We start from the raw sequence: 24,161 nt of genomic DNA, 5'->3' as shown, positions 1-24,161 counted from the left end.
TGTTTCGCCGCGCCGGCGCGGCGCCTTGCGAACGGCCGCGCCGAAGGCGGCTATACCGCCTCTGACCGGTCCGCGAGCGCGGCGGCCTCGCGCTGGGGCCGTCCGGCGGCCGCGGCCTGCCCGGCCAGAAGCGCGGCGGCTGTGAGATCTTCCAGCGCCGCGCCGACCGATTTGAACAGGGTGATCTCGTCGTCGTCGCGACGCCCTTTGCATTGTCCTCCGGCCAGATCGTGAAGCTCGCCGCAGACTTGATCCGCGCTCCACGTGCCCGCCGCGATCGGCTGGAGCAGGTCGCCGGCTTCCGCCAGCGCGCCCGCGCGGGTATCGACGAAAACGCGCGCGCGCAGCACCGCCGCGTCGTCGCACTCGCGCATCGCAGGGGTGAAGGCGCCGACCAGATCGAGATGGGTCCCGGGGCGAAGATCGCGGCCGTGGACCAGCGGCGCATCGGACGTGGTGGCACAGCTGACGATGTCGGCCTCGGCAACCGCCGCCGGCAGGTCAGAGACCGGCGTGGCGGAAAAGCCCTTCTCCCGCAGACGGGCAGCAAGCGCCGCGGCGCGTTGCGCGGTGCGGCCCCAGACCAGCACCGTCTCGATCGGACGGACGGCGCGGTGCGCCTCGGGCAGGTGGCTCGCCACATGCCCGGTGCCGACCACCAGCAGGGTGCGGCTGTCGCGCCGGGACAGATAGCGCGAGGCGAGCGCCGATGCGGCGGCGGTGCGGCGGTTGGTCAGTGCCTCGCCGTCGACCAAAGCGGTGGGCTGGCCGGTGCGGCCGTCGAGCAGGACATAGAGCGAGGACACCGCACCGATGCCGCGCGCGGCGTTGCGCGGAAACACCGTGACCAGCTTGACGCCGAGCGTTCTGCCGCGGTCCCAGGCCGGCATGGTCAGAAGGTGCCCGGGGGTGTCGGCGGTGCCCACATCGTAGGTCTGGCGGACGGGCATGGCCTCTCCGCTGGACCGGAAGGCGGCGTCGAGCGCATCGATCAGCCGCGGATAGTCCAGCCCGCCCTCGACTTCCTCTGCCGTAAAATGGCGCAACATGCTCACGATCTCATGGCTCCCGTCATTTCAAAATGGTGATGCCGGTGCACACCCAGAGGATTTCCGCGTCCTCTTTGCTCACCGAGATGATGGCATGTCCCATGTTGCTGTCGAAATAGGTGCTGTCGCCTTCGGAAAGCTCGACGGGCTCGTAGAATTCTGTGAAGACTTTGATGCGGCCGGACAAGACGCAAATGAATTCCTCGCCCTGATGACGCACCCAGCCCGCAAAATCATCGAGGCTTCGCGCCGCCACCCGGGCCTTGAAGGGCAGGATCTCCTTCTGTGAGAGATCGGTCGCGAGGACCTCGTACCGGTACGTCTGCGTCGGATGGATCTTGCCTTCGCCGCGGCGCGTCACGCTGCGGCGTCCGAACGGCGCGCTCTGGCGGCGCCCCTCGAACAGCTCGACGATGTCGAGGTCGGCGCCGCGCATGATCCGCTGCAGCACGTCGTAGGTCGGCGACATCTGGCCGTTCTCGATCTTGGACAGCGTCGAGCGCGCCACTCCGGTGCGCTGGCTGACATCTTCGAGGGTCCAGCCGCTTTCCAGGCGCATGCGCTTCAGCCGCTGCCCCAGATCGAGGGAACTGTCCGGCGCAGGCGGTTCCGGCTTGGAGAAATGGGCGGGCAGGAGACTCGTCCGGGTGGGGACTGCCTCACCCATCTCCGTTCGCGAAAGGGTCTTCTTCGCCACCAATGGCCTCCCATCCGGATCGGGCGGCGGCAGCGCGCCGCCCGCCGAAATCTCATTTCTTGACCAGCGAACATTCGCTCTTGTCGAGCGGAAGGAAAGCCTGATCGCCGGGAACCGTCGCGACGATGGTGTAATAGTCCCACGGCCCCTTGGATTCGCTCGGCTTCTTAACCTGAACCAGAAGCATGTCATGCACCATGCGGCCATCTTCGCGCACCTTGCCGTTCTTGGCGAAGAAGTCGTTCACCGGCAGTTCGCGCATCTTGGCCGAGACCGCCTTGGCCTCGTCGGTCCCGGCGGCTTCGATCGCCTTGAGGTAGTGCGTGATCGAGGAATAGACGCCCGCCTGCAGCGCGGTCGGCATGGCCTTGCGCTGTTCGTAGAAGCGCTTGGCGAAGGCGCGGGTCTCGTCGTTCTGGTCCCAGTAGAAGCCCTCGATGAAGGAAATGCCCTGGGCGGTATCGAGCCCGAGCGCGTGAACGTCCGAGATGAACATCACCGGCGCGGTGAGGATCTGGCCACCGGCCGTGATGCCGAACTCGCTGGCCTGCTTGATCGCGGTCGTCATGTCCTTGCCGGCCGTCGCCAGCACGATCACCTTGGCCTTGGAGGCCTGGGCCGGCAGGAGGAAGGCGGAAAGATCGTTGGCGCCGAAGGGATGGCGGATCGAGCCGACCACCTTGCCGCCATTGGCCTTGATGGCCTCGGAAGCGATCTTCTCCAGCGAATGCCCGAACGCGAAGTCGGCGGTGACGATGAAGAAGGTATCGTTCCCCTTGTCGATCAGCGCCTTGATGGGGCCGATCGCGTTGGAATAGTTGTCGTAGACCCACTGCACGCCGGTCGGCGAGCACTGCTTGCCGGTCAGGTCGGTCGTGCCGGGCGAGGAGAACAGCGCCACGCGGTCCTTCTCGCGCGTCAGCTGCTGCACCGCGAGCGCGATGGCGCTGTTGGTGACGTCCGAGATGGCGTCGACCTGCTCGTTCTCGATCCAGCGACGCGCGATGCCGACGCCCACATCGGCCTTATGGAGATGGTCGGCGCCGATGATCTCGATCGGCTTGCCCAGCACCTTGCCGCCGAAATCGGCCGCCGCCATCTGCGCGGCGAGGAGCGAGCCCGGCCCGTTCATGTCGGCCCACTGACCCGACATGTCGGTCAACACGCCGATCTTCACCTTGTCGTCGCTGACCTGGGCCAGCGCCGGCACGGCGGCGGCGACCGAGCCGAGGCAGAGCGCTGCCGCGAGCCCGTATTTCAGGGTGGAAACTGCCTTACGCATCGTGTTCCCCTTGTGTTGAGGCCGCGCATCGGCCCGGACTGAAAAAGAACGGCTGGCCGGTCGGCCGAGCCGCGCGGCGCTGGAGGCCCGCGGTCAGTGCCCCGGCCCGGAGTGCGCCGGCGCTCCGCCCCTGTTGGTGCGCCGGCCGGCGAAGGCGATGAGTTCACCGACGATGCCGCGCCGGAAGGCGAGCACGCACAGGACGAAGATCGCGCCGTGGATGACGATCACCCACTGACCGAGCGATGCGAGATAGTTCTGCATCGCCACCACGACGAACGCGCCGACGACCGGGCCGAAGAGCGTTCCGACCCCGCCGAGGAAGGTCATCAGCAGAACCTCGCCGGACATGGACCAGTGCACGTCGGAGAGCGTCACGATCTGGCTGGTGATCGCCTTGGTGGAGCCGGCAAGTCCTGCCAGCGCCGCCGAGAGCGTGAAGGCGACGAGCTTGTAGCGCGCGGTGTCGAGGCCGAGCGACTGGGCGCGCGGCTCGTGGTCGCTGAGGCCCTTGAGCACGAGGCCGAAGGGCGAGCCGACGAGGCGCATGATGAGGAAGAAGCCGCCGAGGAAGATCGCCAGCACGAAGCCGTAGAGATTGACCGGATCGGCCAGATCGATCACCCCGAAGAGGTGGCCGCGCGGCACGCCCTGCAGGCCGTCCTCGCCGCCGGTGAACGGCGCCTGCAGCGCGACGAAGTAGATCATCTGCGCGAACGCCAGCGTGACCATCGCGAAATAGATGCCGCTGCGCCGGATGGCGAGCCACCCGGACGCGACGCCGAGCAGGGCCGCCGCCGCGGTGCCCGCCAGGACCGCGAGCTCGGGCGTGAAGCCCCAGACCTTGGCGGCGTGGCCGCAAACATAGCCCGCCGTGCCGAGGAACATCGAGTGGCCGAACGAGACCAGCTTGCCGTAGCCGGCGAGCAGGTTGAACGCGCAGGCGAACAGGGCGAACAGCATCGCCTTCATCATGAAGCCGGGATAGACCACCAGGGGCGCGAGGGCGAACAGCGCCGCCATGGCGGCGAAAGCGATCATCTGCCTGCGCGGGTTCGGGCCGGCGATCTCCAGCTTCTCCTGATGCGCCGCGCCCGCAGGCTCCGGCTTGGAGCCGAACAGCCCCGCCGGGCGCAGCAGCAGCACCACGGCCATCAGCACGAACACGATCGTGCTCGACAGCTCCGGATAGAATGCCTTGGTCAACCCCTCGATCAGGCCGACCATGAAGCCGGTGACGATCGAGCCCATGATCGAACCCATGCCGCCGATCACCACCACCGCGAAGACGACGATGATGAGGTCGACGCCCATGGTTGGACCGACCTGGTAGATCGGCGCGGCGAGCACCCCGGCCAGGGCGGCGAGCGCCACGCCCGCGCCGTATGTCAGCATGATCATGCGCGGCACGCGGATGCCGAAGGTCTGGACCAGCATCGGGTTTTCGGTGGCCGCGCGCAGATAGGCGCCGAGTTTCGTGCGCTCGATGACATACCAGGTCGTGAGGCACACGGTGAGCGAGGCGACGATGACCCAGGCACGATAGTTCGGCAGGAACATGAAGCCGAGATTGCTCCCGCCCGAGAGCAGCGGCGGGATCTTGTACGGCTGGCCGGACGAGCCGAAGGCATTGGTGAAGATGCCCTGGAACATCAGCGCCAGGCCGAAGGTCAGCAGCATGCCGTAGAGGTGGTCGAGCTTGTAGAGCCGCCGCAGCAGGAAGCGCTCGATTACGAGGCCGCTTGCGCCGACGATCAGCGGGGCCAGCAGCAGGGACCACCAGTAGCCGATGCCAAGAAAATTAAGAAGCAGCCACGCGGTCATGGCGCCGAGCATGTATTGCGCGCCATGGGCGAAGTTGACGATGTTCATCATGCCGAAGATCACCGCCAGCCCGAGGCTGAGCATGGCGTAGAACGAGCCGTTGATCAGGCCGAGAAGCAGCTGGCCATACAGGACGGCAGCGGGAACGCCGAAGATCATGGTCATCGCGAGCGGGCCTTCCCGTCACAGTCCGAGGTAGGTCTTGAGCGTATCGAGCCGGGCATCGAGCTCCGGCCCGGGGATTTCGTCGACGACCCGGCCAAGCTCGACGACGTAGTGCCGGTCCGCGAGGCCGGAGGCGAACGCCACGTTCTGCTCGACCAGGAGGATGGTGAAGCCGAGCGCCTTGAGCTTCTCGATGGTGCGGCCGATCTGCTGGATGATGACCGGGGCCAGGCCCTCGGTCGGCTCGTCGAGCAGGAGGATGCGTGCGCCGGTGTGCAGGATGCGGCCGAGCGCCAGCATCTGCTGTTCGCCGCCGGAGAGCTTGGTGCCCTGGCTGTCGAGGCGCTCCTTCAGGTTCGGAAACAGGTCGAGAACCTGGGCGATCGTCATCCCGCCCTTGGCCAGCGCGGGCGGCAGCAGGAGGTTTTCGCGCACGCTCAGGCTGGAGAAGATGCCGCGCTCCTCCGGGCACAGTGCGAGGCCCTTGCGGGCGATATCATAGGGGGCGGCGGCGATGATCTCGGCGCCATCGACCCGGATCGACCCGGCGCGGCGCTCCATCAGGCCCATGATGGCCTTCAGCGTCGTGGTCTTGCCGGCGCCATTGCGCCCGAGCAGCGTGACAACCTCTCCGGCGCGGATGTTGAAGTCCATGCCGTGGAGCACCTTGGAATCGCCGTACCACGCCTCAAGCCGGTCGACCGTGAGCGTCTCAGCCATGGGCGGCTCCCGCGCCGGTCTGACCCGTATAGGCCGCCATCACGTCGGACCTTGAAGAGACCTCCTGGTAGCTTCCTTCGGCCAGGATCTCGCCGCGGACCATGACCGTGATCCGCTCCGCCAGTTCCGCCACCACCTTCATGTTGTGCTCGACCAGAAGCAGGGTGCGTCCCTTTCCCGCCGCGCGGATCAGATCTGTGATGCGGCCGATGTCCTCGCGCCCGAGGCCGGCCATCGGCTCGTCGAGCAGCAGAACCTTGGGTTCGAGCGAGAGCGTGGTGGCGAGTTCCAGCACGCGCTTGCGGCCGTAGGGCAGGTTGCCGGCAAGGGCGTCGGCATATTCCACGAGGCCGAACTGGTGCATCAGCGCATTGGCGCGCTCGGCGACTTCCGGACGGCGCGACACCAGGCCAAGAAGATTCCACGCGATGCCGGCGGGGCGCAGCAGGGCAAGCTCCAGGTTCTGGCGCACGCTCAATCCGGAGAAGACGGCGGAGATCTGGAACGAGCGCACGACGCCGCGCTGCGCCATCTGCGCCATGGCGAGCGGCGTTACGTCCTCCCCGTCGTGGAGGATGGCCCCCGCGGAGGGCGCCAGATACTTCGTCAGAAGATTGAACAGCGTGGTCTTGCCGGCCCCGTTCGGACCGATGACGGCGTGGATGCTGCCGCGGGCCAGACGGAAATCCACGCTCCTGACGGCGAAGAATCCACCGAACTCGCGGCTCAGGCCCTTTGCTTCCAGCGCGTAGTCCGCATTGTTCATCGCCGATGCCCGTTGCTGTTCCTCTCCATCGTGAGAATAAAGTTTCCGATCGTCAACAAAATTTCGGATCAACATCGCTGAAAAAACTGACGGGTCATGACTAGAAAATGTGCGCACCGCCGGTGAGCGAAAATCCCTCTTCGGGATGCAGCGGGCCGATCCCGAACGGCGCGTCGATTGCTACGCCGTGCCGTTCGGGGGCGCTTGGCGGCCGAGTGGCTCCGCCTGCTAGCTGATGGCCATCAGGCTCGCATTGCCGCCCGAGGCGGTCGTGTTGATCGAGGTGGAGACCTCTTCGAGCAGCCAATTCAGGCCGTAGGTGTCAGGATCAGCCAAGAGATCCGAGGTCGATGCGGCTTGGACCGGTATCAACGGCCCGCTCATCTGCGAGATGCGCAGATTGGCTGCGCGCACACGCTCGGTGTCCCCCTCGATGAGTGCGCCTGAATAGGGACCGTCCGCCTCCCAGTCAGTGCTCCAGGAGATGCGGCTGGCGAGCAGCGCCGGAATGGTGCTCATGACCGCGCGCAAGCTGTCGACGGAGGCATCGATCACCGCCTCGTTCCCGGTGGCGAGGATCGCCGCAAGCTGGCGGTACAGGCCTGAAGCGGTGAGCGGCACGGCCAGAATCCGGCCGCGCGGACGCAGCGCGTAGAGATTGCGTTCGCCGACAGGTCCCTGAAGCGTGCGCTCCAGCCCCAGCTCCGAGCGGTCGGCGCACCTCCTGGCGGCGGCGGCGTCGGATTGCAGCCCCTGGGCCTCAAGCCAACCGATGAGATGGCCAAGCGCCGGATCGGACGGTGAGGGCGCGCGGCCATGCTCCGGCGCCCTTTGGACAAGGCGCCGGATATAAAGCGGGCCGCCGGCCTTCGGCCCGGTGCCGGACAGCCCCCGCCCGCCGAACGGCTGCACCCCCACCACGGCACCGATGATATTGCGGTTGACGTAGCGGTTGCCCGCCTTCACCCGCGACAGGACGTGCGCCATGGTCTCGTCCAGGCGCGTGTGCAAACCGAAGGTCAGGCCGTAGCCGGTGCGGTTGATCTCGTCGATCAGCCGGTCAAGGCCTTCGCGCCGATAGCGGAGCACGTGCAGCACCGGGCCGAACACCTCACGCTCCAGCTGGGAGAGGTGGTCCAGCTCGATGAGGGTGGGGGCCACGAACGTGCCGCCCGACGCGTGTGCGGGCAGCTCCAGCTGTGTGATCCTGCAGCCGAGGCTGCCCATGCGGGCGATATGCGCCTCGATCTCGCGCTTCGCGTCCGCGGTGATCACCGGGCCGACATCGGCGCTCAGCCGGTCGGTCCGGCCGATGTGCAGTTCCCTGAGCGCTCCCTTGAGCATGTGGAGCATTCGCTCGGCCACGTCCTCCTGGAGGCACAGCACCCGCAGCGCGGAGCAGCGCTGGCCGGCGCTGTCGAATGCCGATGCGAGAACGTCGGCCACGACCTGCTCAGGCAGCGCCGAAGAATCGACGATCATGGCGTTCTGCCCGCCGGTTTCGGCAATCAGCGGGATCGGCCTGCCGTGGGCCGAAAGACGGTCGGCAAGCGTCGTCTGGATGCCGCGGGCGACGGCGGTGGAGCCGGTGAACATGACGCCCGCCGTTTCCGGAGCGCCCACGATCGCCGCTCCGAGAGCCCCGCCGCCCGGGGTGAACTGGAGCGCGCTGCGTGGAATTCCGGCTTCATGCAGGATCTTCACGCTCTCGAAGGCGATGATCGGCGTCACGCCGGCGGGCTTGGCCATCACGCTGTTGCCCGCGGCCAGCGCGGCCGCCACCTGGCCGGTGAAGATCGCCAGCGGGAAGTTCCACGGGCTGATGCAGACCACCGGGCCGAGCGGCGCGCAGGAGGGCGTGAGGGTGCGGCGGGCCTCGGCCGCGTAATAGCGCAGGAAGTCGATCGCCTCGCGCACCTCGCTCACGGCGTTGGCGGCGGATTTGCCCGCCTCGCGCATGACGATACCCATCAGCGTTTCCGCGCGGGCCTGCATGATGTCGGCCGCGCGCTCCAGGCAGGCCGCCCGCTCCGAGGGCGGCGTGGCGGCCCAGGCCGGCCCGCCCTCCAAAGCGAGGCGGGCGATCCTCGCCGCGGCTTCCGCCGGCAGCTCCGTCACCTGGCCGACGATGTCGCCATGGTCCGCGGGGTTCAGGACCGGCCGTGCAACCCCGGGCGCGGAGCCGTCGGCAAGCAGCGGCAGGGCATGCCATGGCGCGGCGGCGGTTGCGGCGAGGGTGCGGGACAGCGCAGCCAGCACCGCCTCGCTGGACAGGTCCAGCCCCTCGGAATTGGCGCGCTCGGCACCAAAGAGATCGCGGGGCTGGGCGATCTGGTCGTGCGGCAGGCCGATTGCCGGCATCGCCTCGACCATGTCGACCGGGTCCGCGATCAGCGCATCGACGCTCGTTTCGGGATCGCTGATGCGGTTCACGAAAGACGAGTTCGCGCCATTTTCGAGCAGACGGCGCACCAGGTAGGCGAGCAGGGTCTCATGCGTCCCGACCGGCGCGTAGATGCGGCACGGGCGGTCGAGACAATCCTTTCCGACCACCTCGTCATAGAGCGGCTCGCCCATGCCGTGCAGGCATTGGAACTCGTAGCTTCCGCTCGCGAAATCCGGTCCCGCGAGGTGATAGACGCTCGCCAGCGTCTGGGCATTGTGCGTGGCGAACTGCGGGAACACGGCATCTGCGGCCGCGAGCAGCTTGCGGGCGCAGGCGATGTAGGCGACGTCCGTGTGGACCTTGCGGGTGTAGACCGGGAAGTCTTCGAGCCCGTCGACCTGGGCGCGCTTGATCTCGGCGTCCCAATAGGCGCCCTTGACGAGGCGCACCATGATGCGACGGCCGGAGCGACGGGCAAGATCGATGATGTGATCGAGCACGAAGGGACAGCGCTTGCCATAGGCCTGGACGACGAAGCCGAGGCCCTGCCAGCCTGCCAGTTGCGGATCGGCACTCAGCTCCTCAAGCAGATCGAGCGACAGGTCCAGGCGGTCCGCTTCCTCGGCATCGATGTTGAGGCCGATATCATAATGCCGAGCCAGCCGGGCCAACGCGCTCAGGCGCGGCAGCAGCTCGGTCCTGACGCGCTCCGCCTGCGCGCGGCAGTAGCGCGGGTGGAGCGCCGACAGCTTGATGGAGATGCCAGGACCTTCGTAGACGCCGCGCCCATCCGAGGCCTTGCCGATCGCGTGGATCGCGCGTTCGTAGTCGCCATGGTAGCGCTGGGCGTCCTCCTCGGTCATGGCGGCTTCGCCGAGCATGTCGTAGGAAAATCGGAAACCGCGCTGCTCCAGCGGGCGGGCCCGCTTCAGCGCTTCCTCGATGGTCTCGCCGGCGACGAACTGCTCGCCCATCAAGCCTATCGCCAAGCTGACGCCGTGCCGGATGACCGGCTCGCCGCAGCGCGTGATCAGGCGGGTCAGCGCGGCCGCCAGCCCGCGGTCATTGACGCTGGACGTCAGCTTGCCGGTGACGACGAGGCCCCAAGTTGCCGCGTTGACGAACAGCGAGCGCCCGCCGCCGAGGTGGGCATCCCAGTCGCCGGTAGAGATCTTGTCGCGGATCAGGGCATCGCGCGTGGCCGTATCGGGAATGCGCAGGAGCGCCTCCGCAAGGCACATCAGCGCCACGCCCTCCTGGCTGGAGAGCGCATATTCCTGGATCAGGCTCTCGACGCCGCCGCCCCTGCGCTTGGCGCGCAGCGCCTCGATCAGGCTGCGGGCCGTGCCGGCGACCGCCGACTTCACCTGCGGGGAGAGCCTGGCATCGGAGACCAACGGAGGAACGCACGCCTGCTCGGGGCGACGGCAGGCGGCCGTGATGGCGCGGCGCAGTTCCCCGTGCGGCCGCCACGCCGGCGCGAACTGCGCGAACGGCTGCGGCGACCCGGTTTCGAGGCCCGGTGCGGTGTTGGAGGCGATATCTGGCATCTCGGCTCCTGTGAAAGTCTCGCGAGAAACGGCGGCGCGACCCTGCTCGCTGGCGGGGCGCGGAGCGCGTGCTCTCTGCTCCAATCTTGCCGCTTGCAGACTAGCATCTGAGCTGGATTCGATCAGGCTTCAAATCGCACCGAATAAAATCATTTGGACTGAAATTTTTTATTATATAGGTCAAAAAGATCAAAATTGCATGATTTTTGGTGTAAATGACCATCTCATCCGGAGTGCTGCTGCGCGTTTTGCGGAGCCGGCGGCCGGGCACGGACGCGCCGTTCTCACAGCCGTGCCGGCGTCGGCGATCCGGGCTTGATGGCCCAACGCGCTGGCCGGTGCGATCAATCAGTGACCGAAGGACCGGGCATCATGACCAAGGAAGGCCTCGATCGTGGTCCGATCGACGAGTTCGATCGGAAAATCCTCGACGTTCTGGCGGAAGACGGGCGCATGTCGATCACCGACCTTGCAGAACGCGTCGGTCTGTCGAAGACGCCGTGTCTCGCGCGTTTCAGGAGGCTGCTCAGCACCGGCTACATCGAGGGCTTCAAGGCGATCCTGAACCCCGCGAAGATGGAGCTCGACCACGTCGCGTTCACCGAGGTGAAGCTGACCCAGACCGATGAAAAGGCCCTCTCGGCATTCAATGCTGCGGTGAAGAAGATCAAGGAGGTCGAGGAATGCCACATGATCGCCGGGCGCTTCGACTACCTGCTCAAGGTGCGCACGCGGGACATCCGCCGGTACCGGCTGATCCTGGGGGAAAGCATTTCCGGCCTGCCTTACGTCGCCAGCACTTCCACCAACGTGGCCATGGAGACGGTCAAGGAGTCCGGCAATAGCTTCGGCAAGATGAAGGGATGACGCCCGCGCCCTCGGGACCGCGACGCCGGCCGCGCGCCTTATCCCGGATCGGCCGACAGGTAGCTCGTCAGGATGTCGACCACGATCGCCCGGCGCTTCGCCAACCAGTCGGAGGCCGCGAAGTCCTGCTGGAACATGGTGCCCAGCGTGTGGCGGTTGGAGACGTGGATGAAGCTGAGGCCGAGGATCGAGACATAGAGGTTCTCGGCGTCGATGTCCTTGTGGAACACCCGCAGCGTCTGCCCGCGCTTCAGGATGGTGCGCAGCGAGGAGAGCAGCGGCTGGGTGAGATGCGGGATGGTCTGCGAGCGGCGCGCGGTGCGTCCCATCATCAGGTTCTCGTTCATGATGAGACGTACGAAATGGGGATCGCCGGCGAGGAAGTCGAAGGTCATCTCGATCAGCCGCCGCATGGCCGTCACGGGGTCGAGGCCGTTCACGTCCAGCGTCTGCTCCAGCTCGCGGATGATCTTGTAGGAGGCTTCTAGCGCGGCGAGGTAGAGATCGTCCTTGTTGCCGAAATAATGGTAGATCATCCCCACGTTGACGTCGGCGGTGGCGCAGATGCGGTCGATCCGGCTGCCGCTGAAGCCGTGATCGGAGAATTCCGCCATGGCCGCCTCAAGGATGCGCTGGCGCGTCGCTGCGGCGTTGCGCCGGGCGGGAGAACGCGTCAGTGGCGCGGCTGCTCCTGTGGCCGGAAGCGGCACGGCTCCAGCGAGATCCTTGCGCGCAGGCGCCGGCCTCCCCTTCGCCGCCAGCTTTGCCGCGGACTTGATCGCAGGCTTGTCTGCTCTCGCGCGCTTTGGCGGTCCGGCTGTCATCGGCGCTCCGGCGGCACCGGGACGCCGAAGCCGGCCCGCGCCGCGATATCGAGAAGGTCCATATCCTTGCCGCGCCGGGCGAGGATCGACAATCCCACCGGCGCCCCGTCCACCGTGCCCACCGGCAGCGTGACCTGGGGCAGGCGCCCGATGCCGGCGACGCAGAGGATCTCCATGGCGCGGCGCCGGTAGTCGGTCTCCACCTCGCTTGAGGATGTCGTGCGCAGCGGAGCAGGGCCGGGGGTGGTCGGCAGCACCACGAGGTCGCCCTCGCTGATCCGCGCCGCCAGCCCCTCGGCGATCTCTTCCGCACGGGCGCGGGCGGCGTCCACGTCGGCCGGCGCGGTCTCGGCGGCGGCCGCGAAACGCTGGCCGACGCCGACGCCGAATTCCGGTCTCTCCGCTTCGATCCAGCCGCCCAGAGACTGCCAGATCTCGCCGGCCTGGAGGATGCGGAACGTGTCCAGCCATTGGTCGAGCCCCTCGGGGCTCAGGTCCGCGCTGGCCCGCTCCGTGAACAGGGCGCCGAGACGGGAGAGCGCCCCCGCCAGCACAGGCTGGATGCCGGCGTCGCAGCGCGCGAAGGCGTCGTCGGCGATCACAAGGCGGGTGAAGCCGCCGCGGCGTCCCGCACCGAACAGCACCTCGCCCACCCGCCGCAGCACCTCGGGGTCGCGGGCGAACCAGCCAACCGTGTCGAAGCGGGGCGCGAAGCGTGCCACTCCGTCGAGCGGGATGCGCCCGTGGGTGGGGCGGATGCCGTAGAGCCCGCAATAGCCCGCCGGCACGCGGACCGATCCGCCGCAATCGGTGCCGATGGCGAAATCGACGATGCCGCCCGCCACTGCCACCGCCGAGCCCGAAGAGGAACCGCCGGGAATGCGGTCCGGCGCCTGGGGATTGACGGGCGTGCCGTAATGCAGGTTCTCGCCGGCGATGGAGTAGCACAGCTCGTCGCTGATGGTGCGCCCGACGAGGTCGGCGCCGGCGTCGAGCAGCGTGCTCACCGCGGCCGCAGTCTCCGCCGCAGGCCCGTGGGTGGCGAGCCATCGGGGATGGCCGAAGCCGGTGCGGCTGCCGGCCACGTCGAACACATCCTTGATGGCGAACGACAATCCGGAGAGCGGACCGGGCGCGGTCGCGGCCACCGCCACGTGGTTGTCCTGGCAGAACGCGCCATAGGGCTCGGCCGGCGGGCGGAAGAACGGAAGGCTGCTTTCGGTCATCGGGGCGCGCTCAGTGCGAAGTCGGGCGATGCAGGGAAGCCGCCGGCCGTGTCACCGTGCGCCGCCCGCGCTTGTAGGCGAACAGCACCGGCGCGAGCTCGGCGACCGCGGCTTCCGGCGTCTGGCAGTCCAGCACCACGAAGTCGGCGGCCTTGCCCACCTCCAGGCCGTAGTCGCGGGCATTGAGGAGCCGCGCCGAGCGCTCGGTGATCATGTTGAAGCACTCGCGGATGTCCGCGGTGGCGCCGATATGGCAGATGTTGGCATTGAGGTTCGCCATGCGGATCAGCGAGCAGTCGCCGAACGGCGTGAACGGGTTCAGCACATTGTTGGTGGACAGCGAGCAGTTCACGCCGTGGTGCAGCAGCTTGTGGGTGTGGGTCACGCCGCGCGGCTGGTTCGCCTCGCTCTCCCGGCCCATCAGGAACAGATCGGTGGAGGGCAGCACGGTGAGCGCGACGCCCGCGTCGCACATGCACTGGGCCGCGGCCTTGAAGCGCTCCGGGCTCGCGGCCGCAAGCTTGGTGACGTGGCCGATGGCGGTGCGTCCGCCCCAGCGATACTTGTTCGCCAGTTCGCACACATAATCGAGGTCGAGCGTCTCGGCGGTGGGGCCGAAGTCGAGATGCATGTCGATGTCGGCGTCGAACTCCCGCGCCATCTCGAACACGCGGTCGATCTGGCCGTGCGGGCTCTTGTCGGTATAGGGCGCGGCGCCGACCACGCGGGCGCCGCGCTTCAGCGCCTCAACCATCAGTTCGTCGGTGCCGGGATTGTTGAGCAGGCCCTCCTGCGGGAACACGCAGATCTCGATATCGATGGCCCACTTGTATTCGTCGATCAGCGGCAGGATGCCCTCCAGGCCGCGCAGGCCGATGCCGGGATCCACCTCCAGCTGGGTGCGCATGCGCGTCGTGCCATTGAGGATGCACTTCTCCAGCGTGCGCTTGCCGCGCGCATAGACGTCCTCCGGCGTGAACTTGGCCTTGGCCTTCGCGACCTCGCCGATGGCTTCCGCGAGGTCGCCGCGCTGGGCGTGGCAGCGCTCCAGGATGCACGACTTGTCGAGGTGGATGTGGGTCTCGACGAAGCCGGGGGAGACGAGGCGGCCAGCCACGTCCAGAACCTCGGCATCGGCGGCGATCGACGGCTCGATGGCGACGAAGCGTCCGCCCTCGATGCCGATGTCGACTTCGCGCCCCGGATCGTGGGGCAGGCGGGCGTGCTTGACGATCAGATCCATGGATCGGGGCTCCTCGCGGTGCACGGCGGCCGGGCGGCCGAAGGGGGTGGGAGTTGGGGGCGCGTCATCTCAGATGTCCAGCGGCATGCCGGGCACCGCGAGCACCGCCGCGGCGGCCGCCTCGATGGCGGCAATCTCGCCGGGCCCGAACTCGCGCGGGCCGCCAGCGAAGTGGGCCGAGGTCCAGCCCAGGAGATAGCCGTCCGTGCCGACCAGAGGCGCCACCATCTGCGCCGTGGTGCCGAACTGGCGCACCAAAGCCGGCGGCGGGGCGAGCGCCGGGTCGGCGAACACGTCGCCCTGCACCAATGTGCGGCGGTTCGCCTCGACCCAGCGCACGGTGCGGGCGCGGCGGTGGTCCACCGAGCGGCTCTCCATCATGGAGGCGGCGCCCAGCGCCAGCACCTCGGCGCACGGCACGTTCACGCTGAGGCCCATGGCCGGGAAATCCATGCGCACCGTGCAGCGCATGGCGCCGGTGCGGTCCATGAGCGTGCTCAGGATGGGCTCGAACGCCGCCGCGAAACTCCTCGCCGTCATGCCGTCTCTCTCTCAAGCGCGAACCGGCCCTCCGCGAGGCCGACGCAGAAATGCTTCACGAACGGCTCCAGCGCCGCCAGTTCCTGCCGCCGCGGCCCGTTGGCGGCGAAGATCTCGCGCGCCCGATCGTTGAGCCGGCCGCGCAAGGCGGGATAGTCGATGGTGGTCAGCGCCCCATCCTCCACCACCACCCGCCCGCCGACCATCACGCGGCGCACGCTGCGCCCCTCCTCGGCGAACACCATCTGGTAGAGCGGATCGTTCAGCGGCGTGAAGTTCACCGAGCCGAGGTCGAGGAAGACGAGGTCGGCGGCGAGCCCCACCTCGATGTCGCCGGCGATGTCGGCGATGCCCAGCGCCTTCGCGCTGCCGGTGGTGGCCATGGCGAACACGTCCTGAGGGGTCAGCCAGTCGTCGGGATCGAAGGAGGCGGTGCGCGAGAGGTAGGAGGCGAGCCGCATGGTCTCGAACAGGTTCTGGTGGTCGGAGCAGCTGCAGGCATCCGAGCCGATGCCCACATTGAGGCCGGCGGCGCGCATGGCCGGCACCTGGGCGATGCCGCTGCCGAGCCGGAAGTTGCTCGATGGATTGTGCGCCACCGAGGCGCCCCGGCGCGCGAGCAAGGCGATGTCGTCGGCGTCGAGCCAGATGCCGTGGGCGGCGGTGAAGTCCGGCCCGAGGATGCCGAGCCGGTCGAGATGGGCGGTGAGGCTCTCGCCATAGCGCGCGATCCCCACCAGCCCCTGGATCTTCGATTCCGCGAGATGCGCGTGGAGGCCGACGCCGTGCCGGTCGGCGAGCGCGCGGCAGCCGGTCCAGAAGACATCCGAGCAGTGGTGCGGAATGGTGGGGGCGAGCGCCGGGCGCACCAACGTGCGGTCGTGCGGCCAGTCCTCCAGCATGCGGGCGCAGGCTTCGAGCGCGGCATCGGCGCCGGCGAGGCGGATCGCCTCGACCGCAGGCCTCAGGCTTTCCGGGATCGCCGCCATCAGGCCGGGGATCGCCTGCCAGAAGGTGCGGTCCGCCATCATGGGCGCCACCACGGCGCGCATGCCGGCATCCGCATAGCCGGCGGCGGTGGCGTAGAGGCCCTCCGGCGTCGGCGCGGGCATCTCCAATACGAGGTCGTAGCAGGCGGTGCAGCCCTTCAGCAGCATCTCCGCGGCGCTCGCCTGGGCGAGCAGATGCCGGTCCGCGAAGGCCTGGCCGCCGCCGGTCCAGGGTCCGTTGTGGAGGTGCAGCTCCAGGGTCCAGGAGCGCGAGACGCCCTTGGCGATGGCGAGGTGGCTGTGGGTGTGGGCGTTGATGAGGCCCGGCATCACCAGCCGGTCGGCGGCGTCCATCGCCGCGGCGTCCTCCGGGAAGGGGGTGCCCGGCGCGGCGATGTCGGCGATGCGGCCGTCGATGACGAGCAGGTCCGCCGCGCGCACCACGCCGTCGGTGGGGAAGGCGACGAGGCCGCCGCGAATGGCGAGGGGGCGGGCGGTCATCGGGCGGCTCCGTCGGCAGGAAGGACGATGCAATCGGCGACCTTGAAGCCCAGCGTGACGCCGACGCCGGGGGCCGGCAGCGCGCGGCCCACATTCTTCTCCAGCGACTGCACCAGCGTGCCGTCGCCGAGGCGCGACCAGATGCGCAGGTCCGCGCCCACCGGGTCCAGCCGCTCCACCACCGCCGCAAGGCGCGTGTCGGCCGGCGCGTCCGCTGCGACGATGGCGAGCCGCTCGGGCCGGATGCACAACGTCACCGGCCCGTCCGCGACCGCGCCCGGCGCCACCGCGATGCCGCCGACTTTGGTCTCCACCACGCCCGCCTCGGCGGCCCGGCGCGCGAGCGTGCCGGAAATCCAGTTGGCATGGCCGATGAAGTCGGCGGCGAACAGCGTCTGCGGCCGCTGGTAGAGCCCGACCGGCGTGTCCACCTGCTCGATGCGGCCCTTGTTCATCAGCACGATGCGGTCGGCGAGACCCATGGCCTCCTCCTGGTCGTGGGTGACGATGATGGAGGTGCAGTCGAACGTGGCGAGGATGGCGCGGATTTCGTGCCTGAGCTCCAGCCGGAGCTTCGCGTCGAGGTTCGACAGCGGCTCGTCCAGCAGCATCACGTCCGGCCGGGTGACGAGCGCGCGGGCGAGCGCCACGCGCTGCTGCTGGCCGCCGGAGAGCTGGGAGGGGCGCCGGCCCTCGATGCCCGGCAGGCGCACCTGCTCCAGCACCCTGGCGATGCGCGGGGCGATGTCGCGGGCAGGCACGCCGCGGTTCTTCATGCCGAAGGCGATGTTCTGCGCCACGCTCATGTGCGGGAACAGCGCGTAGTCCTGGAACACGAGGCCGACATTGCGCTCGTAGGGCGCCTTGCGGGCGACGTCCACGCCGGAGATGAAGATGCGTCCTTCGTCCGGCTGCTCGAAGCCGGCGATCATGCGCAACGTCGTGGTCTTGCCGCAGCCGGACGGCCCGAGCAGAGCGACGATCTCGCCGCGCGCGACCTCGAAGGTCACGTTGTCCACCGCCGCCGTGTCGCCGAAGCGCTTGGTGACGTGCTGGAGATCGAGAACCGACTGGATCATCGCCCGTAAACTCCGCGCCCGGTGATGGCGTCGAGGCCGGCGACGCGATCGAGGATGACGATGATAAGCACGGTCGCGACGATGAACATCACCGACAGCGCCGCGATGGTGAGGTCGAGGTTCGCCCGCATCTGCGCGAGGATCGCGACCGGCAAGGTGAAGGTGAAGGCGTCGGTGAGGAACAGGCTCACCCCCACGTCGTCGAACGAGGTGACGAAGCCGAACACCGCGCCGGCGATGATGCCGGTGCGCGCCAGAGGCAGCGTCACCTGCCACAGCGCGCCGAGGGGCTTCGCGCCGAGGCTCAGCGCCGCTTCATAATAGGAAGCGCGGATGCCCACCAGCGAGGCGGCGGTGGTGCGCATCACATAGGGAAAGGTGATGAGCACGTGGCCCATCATGAGCCGCGTCATGCCGTCGAGGATGCCGAGGCGGCTCGCGAAGATCAGCACGCCGAAGCCCAGCACCACGTTGGGGATCACCAGGGGGGAGAGCAGCGCCGCCTGGATCAGGCCCTTGCCGCGGAAGGTGGCGTGATGCAGCCCGATGGCCGCCAGCGCGCCGACGACGGTGGCGATGAAGGTCGCGCTCGTGGCGAGGACCAGGCTGGTGACGAGGCCGTCGTGATAATAGCTGTCGGCGAGGAACCGGTCGTACCAGCGCAGCGAGAACTGCGTCGGCGGAAACGGCCCGACGAAGCCGCGCGCATCGAACGACAGCACCACCGCCACCACCACCGGGATCACCGAGAAGGCGACGAACAGCGTCACCAGCGAGAGGTAGGCGGTCTGGAACAGGGCATCCGCGAAGCGCTTCATTTGCCCGCCTCCTGCCAGTGGCTGCGCACCAGCGAGAGCAGCCCGTAGAACAGCGCCACCGAGATCACCATCATCACCATGGAGAGCGCGGCGCCGCTCGGGAAGTTCGCCACTTCCGAGAAGCGGAAATAGATGAGGTTGGAGACGAACACGATGAAGCCGCGCCCCACCAGCATGGGCACCACCAGATTGCTGATGCAGAAGGCGTAGGCGATGATCGCGGCGGACAGGATGCCCGGCAGGCTCATGGCCACGGTGATCTGGAAGAAGGTCTTCCAGCGTGGCGCGCCGAGCGAGAGCGCGGCATCCTCCAGGCGCGGATTGATGTTCTGGAGCGTGCCGATGAGCGTCAGCGCCACCAGCGGCAGCGTGGAATTGAGCAGGCCGAGCACCACCATCAGCTCCGCCCCGTCCGGGCTCGATGCCGAGATGCCGAACAGACGGCTGAAATCGGAGAGCGGGCCGTGCGGCCCGAACGTCATGGCGATGGCGTAGACGCGCACGATGATGGACAGGAACAGCGTGCCCACCAGGCCGCCCACCATGAGGCGCCGCATCGTCGGCCCGGCGCGGCGGACGATGAAATGCGCGACGGGAAAGCCCAGCACCAGTGCGAAGGCGGTGGCGAGGAGACCGACCCGGAACGTGTCCAGGAAGTAGCGCACATATTGCGGGTCGGCGATCTGGGCGTAGTTCTGCAGCGTGAGCGCGCCGCTCTCGTCGCCGCCGATGCGCCCGCCCACGAACGGCTTGAGGCTCTCGTGGGCGAGCAGGAGCAACGGGCCGAGCAGCAGCGGCACCATGACGAGGAGCGCCGGCCACAACAGGGCCGTGCTCAGGGAGGGACGCCGCATCGCCATGGCGCTCACGCGGCCCGGTCAGCCGCGCCGCACGAGGGGAACGATCTCCCGCTCCCAGCGGGCATTCCACTCGTTCATCACCGAGGAGAGATAGGCGAAGTCCGCGAAGTACGCATATTTCGGCAGTTCTTCCGGGGTGTAGTACCAGTCCGCGATCATCGGGTTGGCCTTGGCGGAGGGCTGGGTGGGGCCCGAGCCGAGCGGCATGTTGTAGATCTCGTTCATCTTCGGCTCGGCGAAGAAGTTCGCGAACTCGAAGGCCGCCTTGGCGGGCGAGCCCTTCAGCACGCAGAAGCCTTCGTTGTAGAGGAAGCCCTTGTTGTCGGGCATGCGGTTCTTCAGCTTCACGGGGAAGTTCTTGGCGGTGGCGAACCAGCCGCCATTGTTCCAGAAGCCGACCGAATAGCGGCCCGTGGCCATGGCGTTGATGTATTCGGAATTGGAGGTGCAGATTTCGCCGATCTGCCCCTTCGAGGCCAGTTCCTTGATGAAGTCCCAGCCGGGCTCGGGGTTTCGCTCGTTGCCGCCGCGCTGGATGGCGGCGCTGACGATGAGCAGGCCCGTGAGGTTGATGGGGTAGGGCACGCAGAGCTTGCCCTTGAATTCCGGCTTCAGCAGGTCTTCCAGCGAGGAGAAGCCGCCCGGCAGCAGGTCGTCGCGATAGCCCCAGAAGGCGCCGGCGGTGCTGAGCGGCACCGTCATCTTCTCGCCCTTGGCGTTCTTCTGGATGTACTGGTCGGGAATGGTCTTCAGGTTGGTGACGATGCTCTCGTCGATGGGCAGCAGCCAGTCCTCGGCGATCATCGCGCGGAACACCGGGTCCCACACGGAGAGCACATTGTACTGCGTGCGCGGCCACGTCGCCTTGATCTTGGCGACCACAGCGGCCGAGCCGCCGGAGTGCAGCTCCCACGCCACCTGGGTGTCGTTGGTCTTCTGGAACTCGGCGAGGATCTGCTTCGATACCTCGATCCAGTTGGCGCCCCACTGCACCACCAGGAGCCGCTCGGCGGCCTGGGCCGGCGTCAGCAGGCCGAGGGTGGACAGGCCGGTGGCGGCAAGCCCCGTGCCGGCGAGGGCGGCGCGGGTGAAGTCTCTGCGGCTCAAGGACATTGCGGGTCTCCAGGCGGTCTGGGCGGCGGGCATCGGGGGCGGCGGGACATGGCGGCGAATGAATTAAGTACTTACTTAGTTTGCGTATCGGACAGGGACTCGGCAAGCCGATAGATTGGCCAGCGCACTCATTCGCAAGTCATTGATATCAAATGGATGTATCGCACCGCTGCCGGTTCCTTGGGCGCCGCAGCAGGCCGCCCTGCCCAAATTCTCTCCACCGCTCGCCACGCGCGGCAGCGGTCCTCAGCCTGGGACGGCGCTCCCCGCCAGGGCGCGCAGCACCGCCTCGCCCGTGAGGCGGTTGTGGGCCTCCAGGCGCTCGGCGAGGTCGAGCCGCGCGCGGGCGCGGAACGCCACCATGATGGCCTCATGCTCGTCGAACGACTGGGCGACCCGCACCGGGTTCACGTTGACCACGAACCGCAGGCGCAGCACGCGCTTCTGCAGGTTGTCATAGGTCTGCACCAGCACCGGATTGTGGGTCGCCGCGGCAAGCGCGCGGTGGAAGTCCTGGTTGAGCGCGGTGTAGGCCGAGGGCTCGGGGTGGGTGCGCAGCAGCGCGTGGCACTCCTCCAGCCGCGCCTGGTCGGCGGCGGTGGCCCGCACGGCGGCCAGCAGGCCGATGCGATGCTCGATCGCGCCCTTGAACTCGAACAGATGCGCGACGTCGTCCGGGTCCACCGGCGCGACGATGGCGCCGCGGTTCGGCCGCAGCTCGACGAAGCCTTCCGCCGCAAGAACCTTCAGCGCCTCGCGCAAAGGCGTGCGGGAGACGCCGAACCGGAGGCACAGCTCCGCCTCGGGGATCTTGGCGCCGTAGCCGAGTTCGCCGTCGAGCAGCACGGCGCGCAGGCGCTCCACGATCTGCTCGTGGAGCGTGGTCTGCTCCGGCGTGTCGGTTGCGGCGATGTCCACCTTGGTCTCCCTCGTCCGGCCTACTGTGCCGCGACGCCGAGGGCGGCGGCCCGGTCGGGCGCCGCGAACATGGAGCCGAACGGCGCCAGGGCGCCGGCCGGCACGCCAAGCTCGGCGAGGCAGCCCCAGAGCGTCGCCGAGACGGAATCGTACACCGGCAGGCCGAGCCGCCGCTCCATCTCGGCGCCGATGAGGGCGCCGCGCATGTTGGTGCAGACGATGGCGATGGCGTCCGGCCGCGCGGCGGCGACCTCGCGGCACATGGCCTCGATCTCCGCCTCGCTGATCTCTGCGAAGGAATAGTTGTCGCTCAGCGAGCAGTGGCGTCCCGCGACCACGGAAATGCCGAGGCGGGCATAGTTGGCGATGATCTTCTGCTCGACGTCCGCAGTATAGGGCGTCACGAGCGCGAGGCGCTCGACCCCGTCCTTGCGGATCAAAGCGTTGATGGCCGCCATGGCGCTGGTCGCCTTCACCCCGGTGCGCGCCTCGATGGCGGTGGTGAGCCGCGCGTCCCAGTCGAAGCCGAGCCAGCTCGCCGAGGTGCCGTTCCAGGCGATGATGTCGGCGCGGGCGTCGGCCAGAAGCTCGGCGGCGGCGAGGATCGGCTCCTGGCCGAACTGGTCGTTGGCCTCATCGTCGAGCGCGATCCGGGTGACGCGGAAGCGGCCGAAATGCGCGGTCACGTCTGGGAACAGCGGCGCCAGCAGGCGCGCGGTCATGGGCTCCAGCACGGTGTTGGACGAGGGGGTCAGCATGCCGATCCGGCAGCGGGGGGCGGGGGTTCGATTTTGCATGCAAAAATGATCCGGTCGAAAACCTGCGTCCTGCGGCGCCAAGCCAGAAGGCGGCAAAGCGAAGCCGGAACCTGCCCTTAGCTGTGCCCTGCGGCGTGACATTCGTCAATCCGCGATAAGCGCGCAGTTGCAACGGTTTTTGCACAGGAAACAGGCAGGGTCTGGCGCGCGGTGCGGCAGCCGGCCGGTCCCGCCGGGAGTTTGATGCCTACAATTTGATATTTAAGCGTCCGCTTAGTTGGTGCACACTTTCAGGAGAAAATGAATTCAAAAATGACCTTCCAGGAGCATCACCCCATGCGTCTTACGCTGCTCGTCTCCACCGCGCTCACCGCGCTTCTCGTCGCCGCCGCGCCCGCCGCGGCGCAGGCGCCCGCCCCGACCGCGCCCGAGAAGGTCTTCCGCTACGCCTATCGCGTGGACCCGGCCTCGCTCGACCCGCATGCGCTCGCCGAGACCTTCACGCTCTCCTGGCTCGGGCAGGTCTACGAGCCGCTGGTCGGCCGAGGCAAGAACCTGGAGCTGGTGCCGGCGCTGGCCGAGAAGTGGGAGCAGGTCGATCCCACCACCTGGCGCTTCCACCTGCGCAAGGGCGTGAAGTTCGCCGACGGCACGCCCTTCACCGCCGACGACGTGGTGTTCTCGCTCCAGCGGGTGAAGAAGGACGGCTCGGACATGGCCTATACGGTGGCCTCCGTCACCGACATCAAGAAGGTGGACGACCACACCGTCGACCTCGTGATGGCCAAGCCCAATCCCATCCTGCCGGTGCAGATCACCTCCACCTACATCATGAGCAAGGACTGGGCGGAGAAGAACGGCGCCACCGCGCCGGCGAGCGTGAAGGCGAAGGTGGAGAACTTCGCATCCACCAATGCCAACGGCACCGGAGCCTTCAAGATCGACACCCGCCAGGCGGGCGTGCGCACCGTGCTGGTGCCGAACCCCAACTGGTGGGGCGACAAGACCTCCAACGTCACCAAGGTGATCTTCACCCCGATCCAGGCCGATGCCACCCGCGTCGCGGCGCTGCTCTCGGGCGAGGTGGACATGGTCTACCCGGTCCCGCAGCAGGACGCCGCGCGCATCGACGGCTCGGGCAACGCCAAGGTGCTGAAGGGCGCCGAGCTGCGCACCATGTTCCTCAACATGGACCAGAAGCGCGACGAGCTGCACACCTCCGATGTGAAGGGCAAGAATCCCTTCAAGGACAAGCGCGTGCGCCAGGCCATCTATCAGGCCATCGACATGGAGGCGATCAAGGACCGCATCATGGGCGGCACCTCGCACGTCGCCGGCACCATGATCGCGCCCGGCATCAACGGCTATGACGCCAAGCTCGACAGCCGCACCGCACCCTATGATCCCAAGGCGGCCAAGCAGCTCCTGACCGACGCCGGCTATCCGGACGGCTTCTCCTTCACCATGGACTGCTCGAACGACCGCTACGTGAACGACGAGCGCATCTGCCAGGCCATCGTCGGCATGCTCGGGCGCGTCGGCCTCAAGGTGAACCTCAACGCCCAGACCCGCAGCAAGTATTTCGAGAAGGTTCTGGCGCGCGACACCTCGTTCGCCATGCTCGGCTGGCAGCCTTTGAGCTATGATGCCCACTCCACCCTCCAGGACACGATGAACACGCCGGAGGGCAAGATCGGCACCTACAATATCGGCAACTACTCGAACCCCAAGATCGACGAGCTGACGCAGAAGATCGAGGTCGAGGTGGACCCGGCCAAGCGCAATGCCCTGATCTTCGAGGCGATGATGCTGAGCAAGGACGACTACAGCCACATCCCCCTGCATCAGGCCGGCATCGCCTGGGGCGTGCGCAAGGGCGTGAACGCCGTGCTGCGCTCCGACGACAGCCTGGAACTGAAGTGGGTGACGCTGGACTGATCGCGGTCGCTGCAAGACGGTCGTCCCCCGGCGCGTCCGGGGGATCCA

Annotated in this window: 19 protein-coding genes and 2 pseudogenes; 2 read left to right on the top strand and 19 right to left on the bottom strand. The window is 67.9% G+C overall.

All coding sequences use genetic code 11. The features are described 5' to 3' along the window. Window positions 1-50: 50 nt before the first annotated feature. The 8 genes and pseudogenes from lhpI to putA all read right to left on the bottom strand — a co-directional run bounded on the left by lhpI (window position 51) and on the right by putA (window position 10,439). Complete coding sequence (gene lhpI / locus D9R14_RS11620) at window positions 51-1,049, bottom strand: bifunctional Delta(1)-pyrroline-2-carboxylate/Delta(1)-piperideine-2-carboxylate reductase (protein ID WP_342634784.1); 999 nt, start codon at window positions 1,047-1,049, stop codon at window positions 51-53. A gap of 22 nt (window positions 1,050-1,071) precedes the next feature. Beyond that, on the bottom strand, window positions 1,072-1,746 hold the full coding sequence (locus D9R14_RS11615; RefSeq protein ID WP_245420755.1) for a helix-turn-helix domain-containing protein: 675 nt from the start codon (window positions 1,744-1,746) through the stop codon (window positions 1,072-1,074). Window positions 1,747-1,798: 52 nt separating this feature from the next. Next, entirely contained in the window at window positions 1,799-3,028 is a 1,230-nt protein-coding gene (locus D9R14_RS11610) for an ABC transporter substrate-binding protein (protein ID WP_121623499.1), read from the bottom strand. Between the two features lie 93 nt (window positions 3,029-3,121). Then, window positions 3,122-3,994: pseudogene (locus D9R14_RS23550) on the bottom strand (branched-chain amino acid ABC transporter permease); the annotation flags it as partial. Window positions 3,995-4,141: 147 nt separating this feature from the next. Continuing rightward, window positions 4,142-5,017: pseudogene (locus D9R14_RS23545) on the bottom strand (branched-chain amino acid ABC transporter permease); the annotation flags it as partial. 18 nt (window positions 5,018-5,035) lie between these two features. Next, the gene (locus D9R14_RS11600; RefSeq protein ID WP_121623497.1) at window positions 5,036-5,737 is read right to left on the bottom strand and encodes an ABC transporter ATP-binding protein; all 702 of its coding nucleotides are present in this window, start codon (window positions 5,735-5,737) and stop codon (window positions 5,036-5,038) included. Then, window positions 5,730-6,503, bottom strand: a complete 774-nt coding sequence (locus tag D9R14_RS11595; protein ID WP_121623496.1) for an ABC transporter ATP-binding protein — start codon at window positions 6,501-6,503, stop codon at window positions 5,730-5,732. Before D9R14_RS11595 ends, D9R14_RS11600 begins: the two co-directional genes overlap by 8 nt. A gap of 228 nt (window positions 6,504-6,731) precedes the next feature. Then, the gene (gene putA / locus D9R14_RS11590) at window positions 6,732-10,439 is read right to left on the bottom strand and encodes a trifunctional transcriptional regulator/proline dehydrogenase/L-glutamate gamma-semialdehyde dehydrogenase (protein WP_121623495.1); all 3,708 of its coding nucleotides are present in this window, start codon (window positions 10,437-10,439) and stop codon (window positions 6,732-6,734) included. A gap of 372 nt (window positions 10,440-10,811) precedes the next feature. On the opposite strand from putA, the gene D9R14_RS11585 reads away from it, so the two are divergent. Then, a complete protein-coding gene (locus D9R14_RS11585) occupies window positions 10,812-11,306 on the top strand; it encodes an Lrp/AsnC family transcriptional regulator (protein ID WP_121623494.1) in 495 nt (164 codons plus the stop codon). Between the two features lie 38 nt (window positions 11,307-11,344). On the opposite strand, the gene D9R14_RS11580 is transcribed toward D9R14_RS11585, so the two are convergent. From D9R14_RS11580 to D9R14_RS11530, 11 genes are all read right to left on the bottom strand, one after another. Then, window positions 11,345-12,016: a TetR family transcriptional regulator gene (locus D9R14_RS11580; RefSeq protein WP_281042000.1), complete on the bottom strand. Its 672-nt coding sequence runs from the start codon at window positions 12,014-12,016 to the stop codon at window positions 11,345-11,347. Window positions 12,017-12,126: 110 nt separating this feature from the next. After that, window positions 12,127-13,356: an amidase gene (locus D9R14_RS11575; RefSeq protein ID WP_121623492.1), complete on the bottom strand. Its 1,230-nt coding sequence runs from the start codon at window positions 13,354-13,356 to the stop codon at window positions 12,127-12,129. A gap of 10 nt (window positions 13,357-13,366) precedes the next feature. Then, entirely contained in the window at window positions 13,367-14,599 is a 1,233-nt protein-coding gene (locus tag D9R14_RS11570; protein WP_121623491.1) for an amidohydrolase family protein, read from the bottom strand. Between the two features lie 69 nt (window positions 14,600-14,668). After that, complete coding sequence (locus tag D9R14_RS11565; protein WP_121623490.1) at window positions 14,669-15,139, bottom strand: GAF domain-containing protein; 471 nt, start codon at window positions 15,137-15,139, stop codon at window positions 14,669-14,671. Further along, window positions 15,136-16,629: an amidohydrolase family protein gene (locus tag D9R14_RS11560; protein WP_121623489.1), complete on the bottom strand. Its 1,494-nt coding sequence runs from the start codon at window positions 16,627-16,629 to the stop codon at window positions 15,136-15,138. The genes D9R14_RS11565 and D9R14_RS11560 overlap by 4 nt, the downstream gene beginning before the upstream one ends. After that, window positions 16,626-17,708 carry an ABC transporter ATP-binding protein gene (locus tag D9R14_RS11555; protein WP_121623488.1) on the bottom strand — a complete coding sequence of 361 codons (1,083 nt, stop codon included), beginning with the start codon at window positions 17,706-17,708 and terminating at the stop codon, window positions 16,626-16,628. The genes D9R14_RS11560 and D9R14_RS11555 overlap by 4 nt, the downstream gene beginning before the upstream one ends. Next, window positions 17,705-18,526: an ABC transporter permease gene (locus D9R14_RS11550; protein WP_121623487.1), complete on the bottom strand. Its 822-nt coding sequence runs from the start codon at window positions 18,524-18,526 to the stop codon at window positions 17,705-17,707. Before D9R14_RS11550 ends, D9R14_RS11555 begins: the two co-directional genes overlap by 4 nt. Then, complete coding sequence (locus D9R14_RS11545; RefSeq protein WP_170168586.1) at window positions 18,523-19,380, bottom strand: ABC transporter permease; 858 nt, start codon at window positions 19,378-19,380, stop codon at window positions 18,523-18,525. The genes D9R14_RS11550 and D9R14_RS11545 overlap by 4 nt, the downstream gene beginning before the upstream one ends. Window positions 19,381-19,404: 24 nt before the next feature. Continuing rightward, entirely contained in the window at window positions 19,405-20,499 is a 1,095-nt protein-coding gene (locus D9R14_RS11540; protein WP_170168585.1) for an extracellular solute-binding protein, read from the bottom strand. Window positions 20,500-20,745: 246 nt separating this feature from the next. Beyond that, window positions 20,746-21,417, bottom strand: a complete 672-nt coding sequence (locus D9R14_RS11535; protein WP_121623484.1) for a GntR family transcriptional regulator — start codon at window positions 21,415-21,417, stop codon at window positions 20,746-20,748. Window positions 21,418-21,437: 20 nt separating this feature from the next. Then, a complete protein-coding gene (locus D9R14_RS11530) occupies window positions 21,438-22,214 on the bottom strand; it encodes a maleate cis-trans isomerase family protein (RefSeq protein WP_121623483.1) in 777 nt (258 codons plus the stop codon). 297 nt (window positions 22,215-22,511) lie between these two features. On the opposite strand from D9R14_RS11530, the gene D9R14_RS11525 reads away from it, so the two are divergent. Beyond that, entirely contained in the window at window positions 22,512-24,113 is a 1,602-nt protein-coding gene (locus D9R14_RS11525) for an ABC transporter substrate-binding protein (protein ID WP_121623586.1), read from the top strand. Window positions 24,114-24,161: the final 48 nt, after the last annotated feature.

This window comes from Xanthobacter tagetidis (genome assembly GCF_003667445.1).
In the GTDB taxonomy this organism is placed as follows: domain Bacteria; phylum Pseudomonadota; class Alphaproteobacteria; order Rhizobiales; family Xanthobacteraceae; genus Xanthobacter; species Xanthobacter tagetidis.
This window is presented reverse-complemented; position numbering and strand designations above follow the sequence as displayed.

Excerpts from the sequence above, each read along its gene's own strand:
- D9R14_RS11570 (WP_121623491.1), bottom strand. The coding sequence starts at position 14,599 with ATGGATCTGATCGTCAAGCACGCCCGCCTGCCCCACGATCCGGGGCGC.
- lhpI (WP_342634784.1), bottom strand. The coding sequence starts at position 1,049 with ATGTTGCGCCATTTTACGGCAGAGGAAGTCGAGGGCGGGCTGGACTAT.
- D9R14_RS11575 (WP_121623492.1), bottom strand. The coding sequence starts at position 13,356 with ATGACCGAAAGCAGCCTTCCGTTCTTCCGCCCGCCGGCCGAGCCCTAT.
- D9R14_RS11525 (WP_121623586.1), top strand. The coding sequence starts at position 22,512 with ATGCGTCTTACGCTGCTCGTCTCCACCGCGCTCACCGCGCTTCTCGTC.
- D9R14_RS11540 (WP_170168585.1), bottom strand. The coding sequence starts at position 20,499 with ATGTCCTTGAGCCGCAGAGACTTCACCCGCGCCGCCCTCGCCGGCACG.
- D9R14_RS11610 (WP_121623499.1), bottom strand. The coding sequence starts at position 3,028 with ATGCGTAAGGCAGTTTCCACCCTGAAATACGGGCTCGCGGCAGCGCTC.
- D9R14_RS11545 (WP_170168586.1), bottom strand. The coding sequence starts at position 19,380 with ATGCGGCGTCCCTCCCTGAGCACGGCCCTGTTGTGGCCGGCGCTCCTC.
- D9R14_RS11530 (WP_121623483.1), bottom strand. The coding sequence starts at position 22,214 with ATGCAAAATCGAACCCCCGCCCCCCGCTGCCGGATCGGCATGCTGACC.
- D9R14_RS11560 (WP_121623489.1), bottom strand. The coding sequence starts at position 16,629 with ATGACCGCCCGCCCCCTCGCCATTCGCGGCGGCCTCGTCGCCTTCCCC.
- D9R14_RS11565 (WP_121623490.1), bottom strand. The coding sequence starts at position 15,139 with ATGACGGCGAGGAGTTTCGCGGCGGCGTTCGAGCCCATCCTGAGCACG.
- D9R14_RS11600 (WP_121623497.1), bottom strand. The coding sequence starts at position 5,737 with ATGGCTGAGACGCTCACGGTCGACCGGCTTGAGGCGTGGTACGGCGAT.
- D9R14_RS11555 (WP_121623488.1), bottom strand. The coding sequence starts at position 17,708 with ATGATCCAGTCGGTTCTCGATCTCCAGCACGTCACCAAGCGCTTCGGC.
- D9R14_RS11585 (WP_121623494.1), top strand. The coding sequence starts at position 10,812 with ATGACCAAGGAAGGCCTCGATCGTGGTCCGATCGACGAGTTCGATCGG.
- D9R14_RS11550 (WP_121623487.1), bottom strand. The coding sequence starts at position 18,526 with ATGAAGCGCTTCGCGGATGCCCTGTTCCAGACCGCCTACCTCTCGCTG.
- D9R14_RS11595 (WP_121623496.1), bottom strand. The coding sequence starts at position 6,503 with ATGAACAATGCGGACTACGCGCTGGAAGCAAAGGGCCTGAGCCGCGAG.
- putA (WP_121623495.1), bottom strand. The coding sequence starts at position 10,439 with ATGCCAGATATCGCCTCCAACACCGCACCGGGCCTCGAAACCGGGTCG.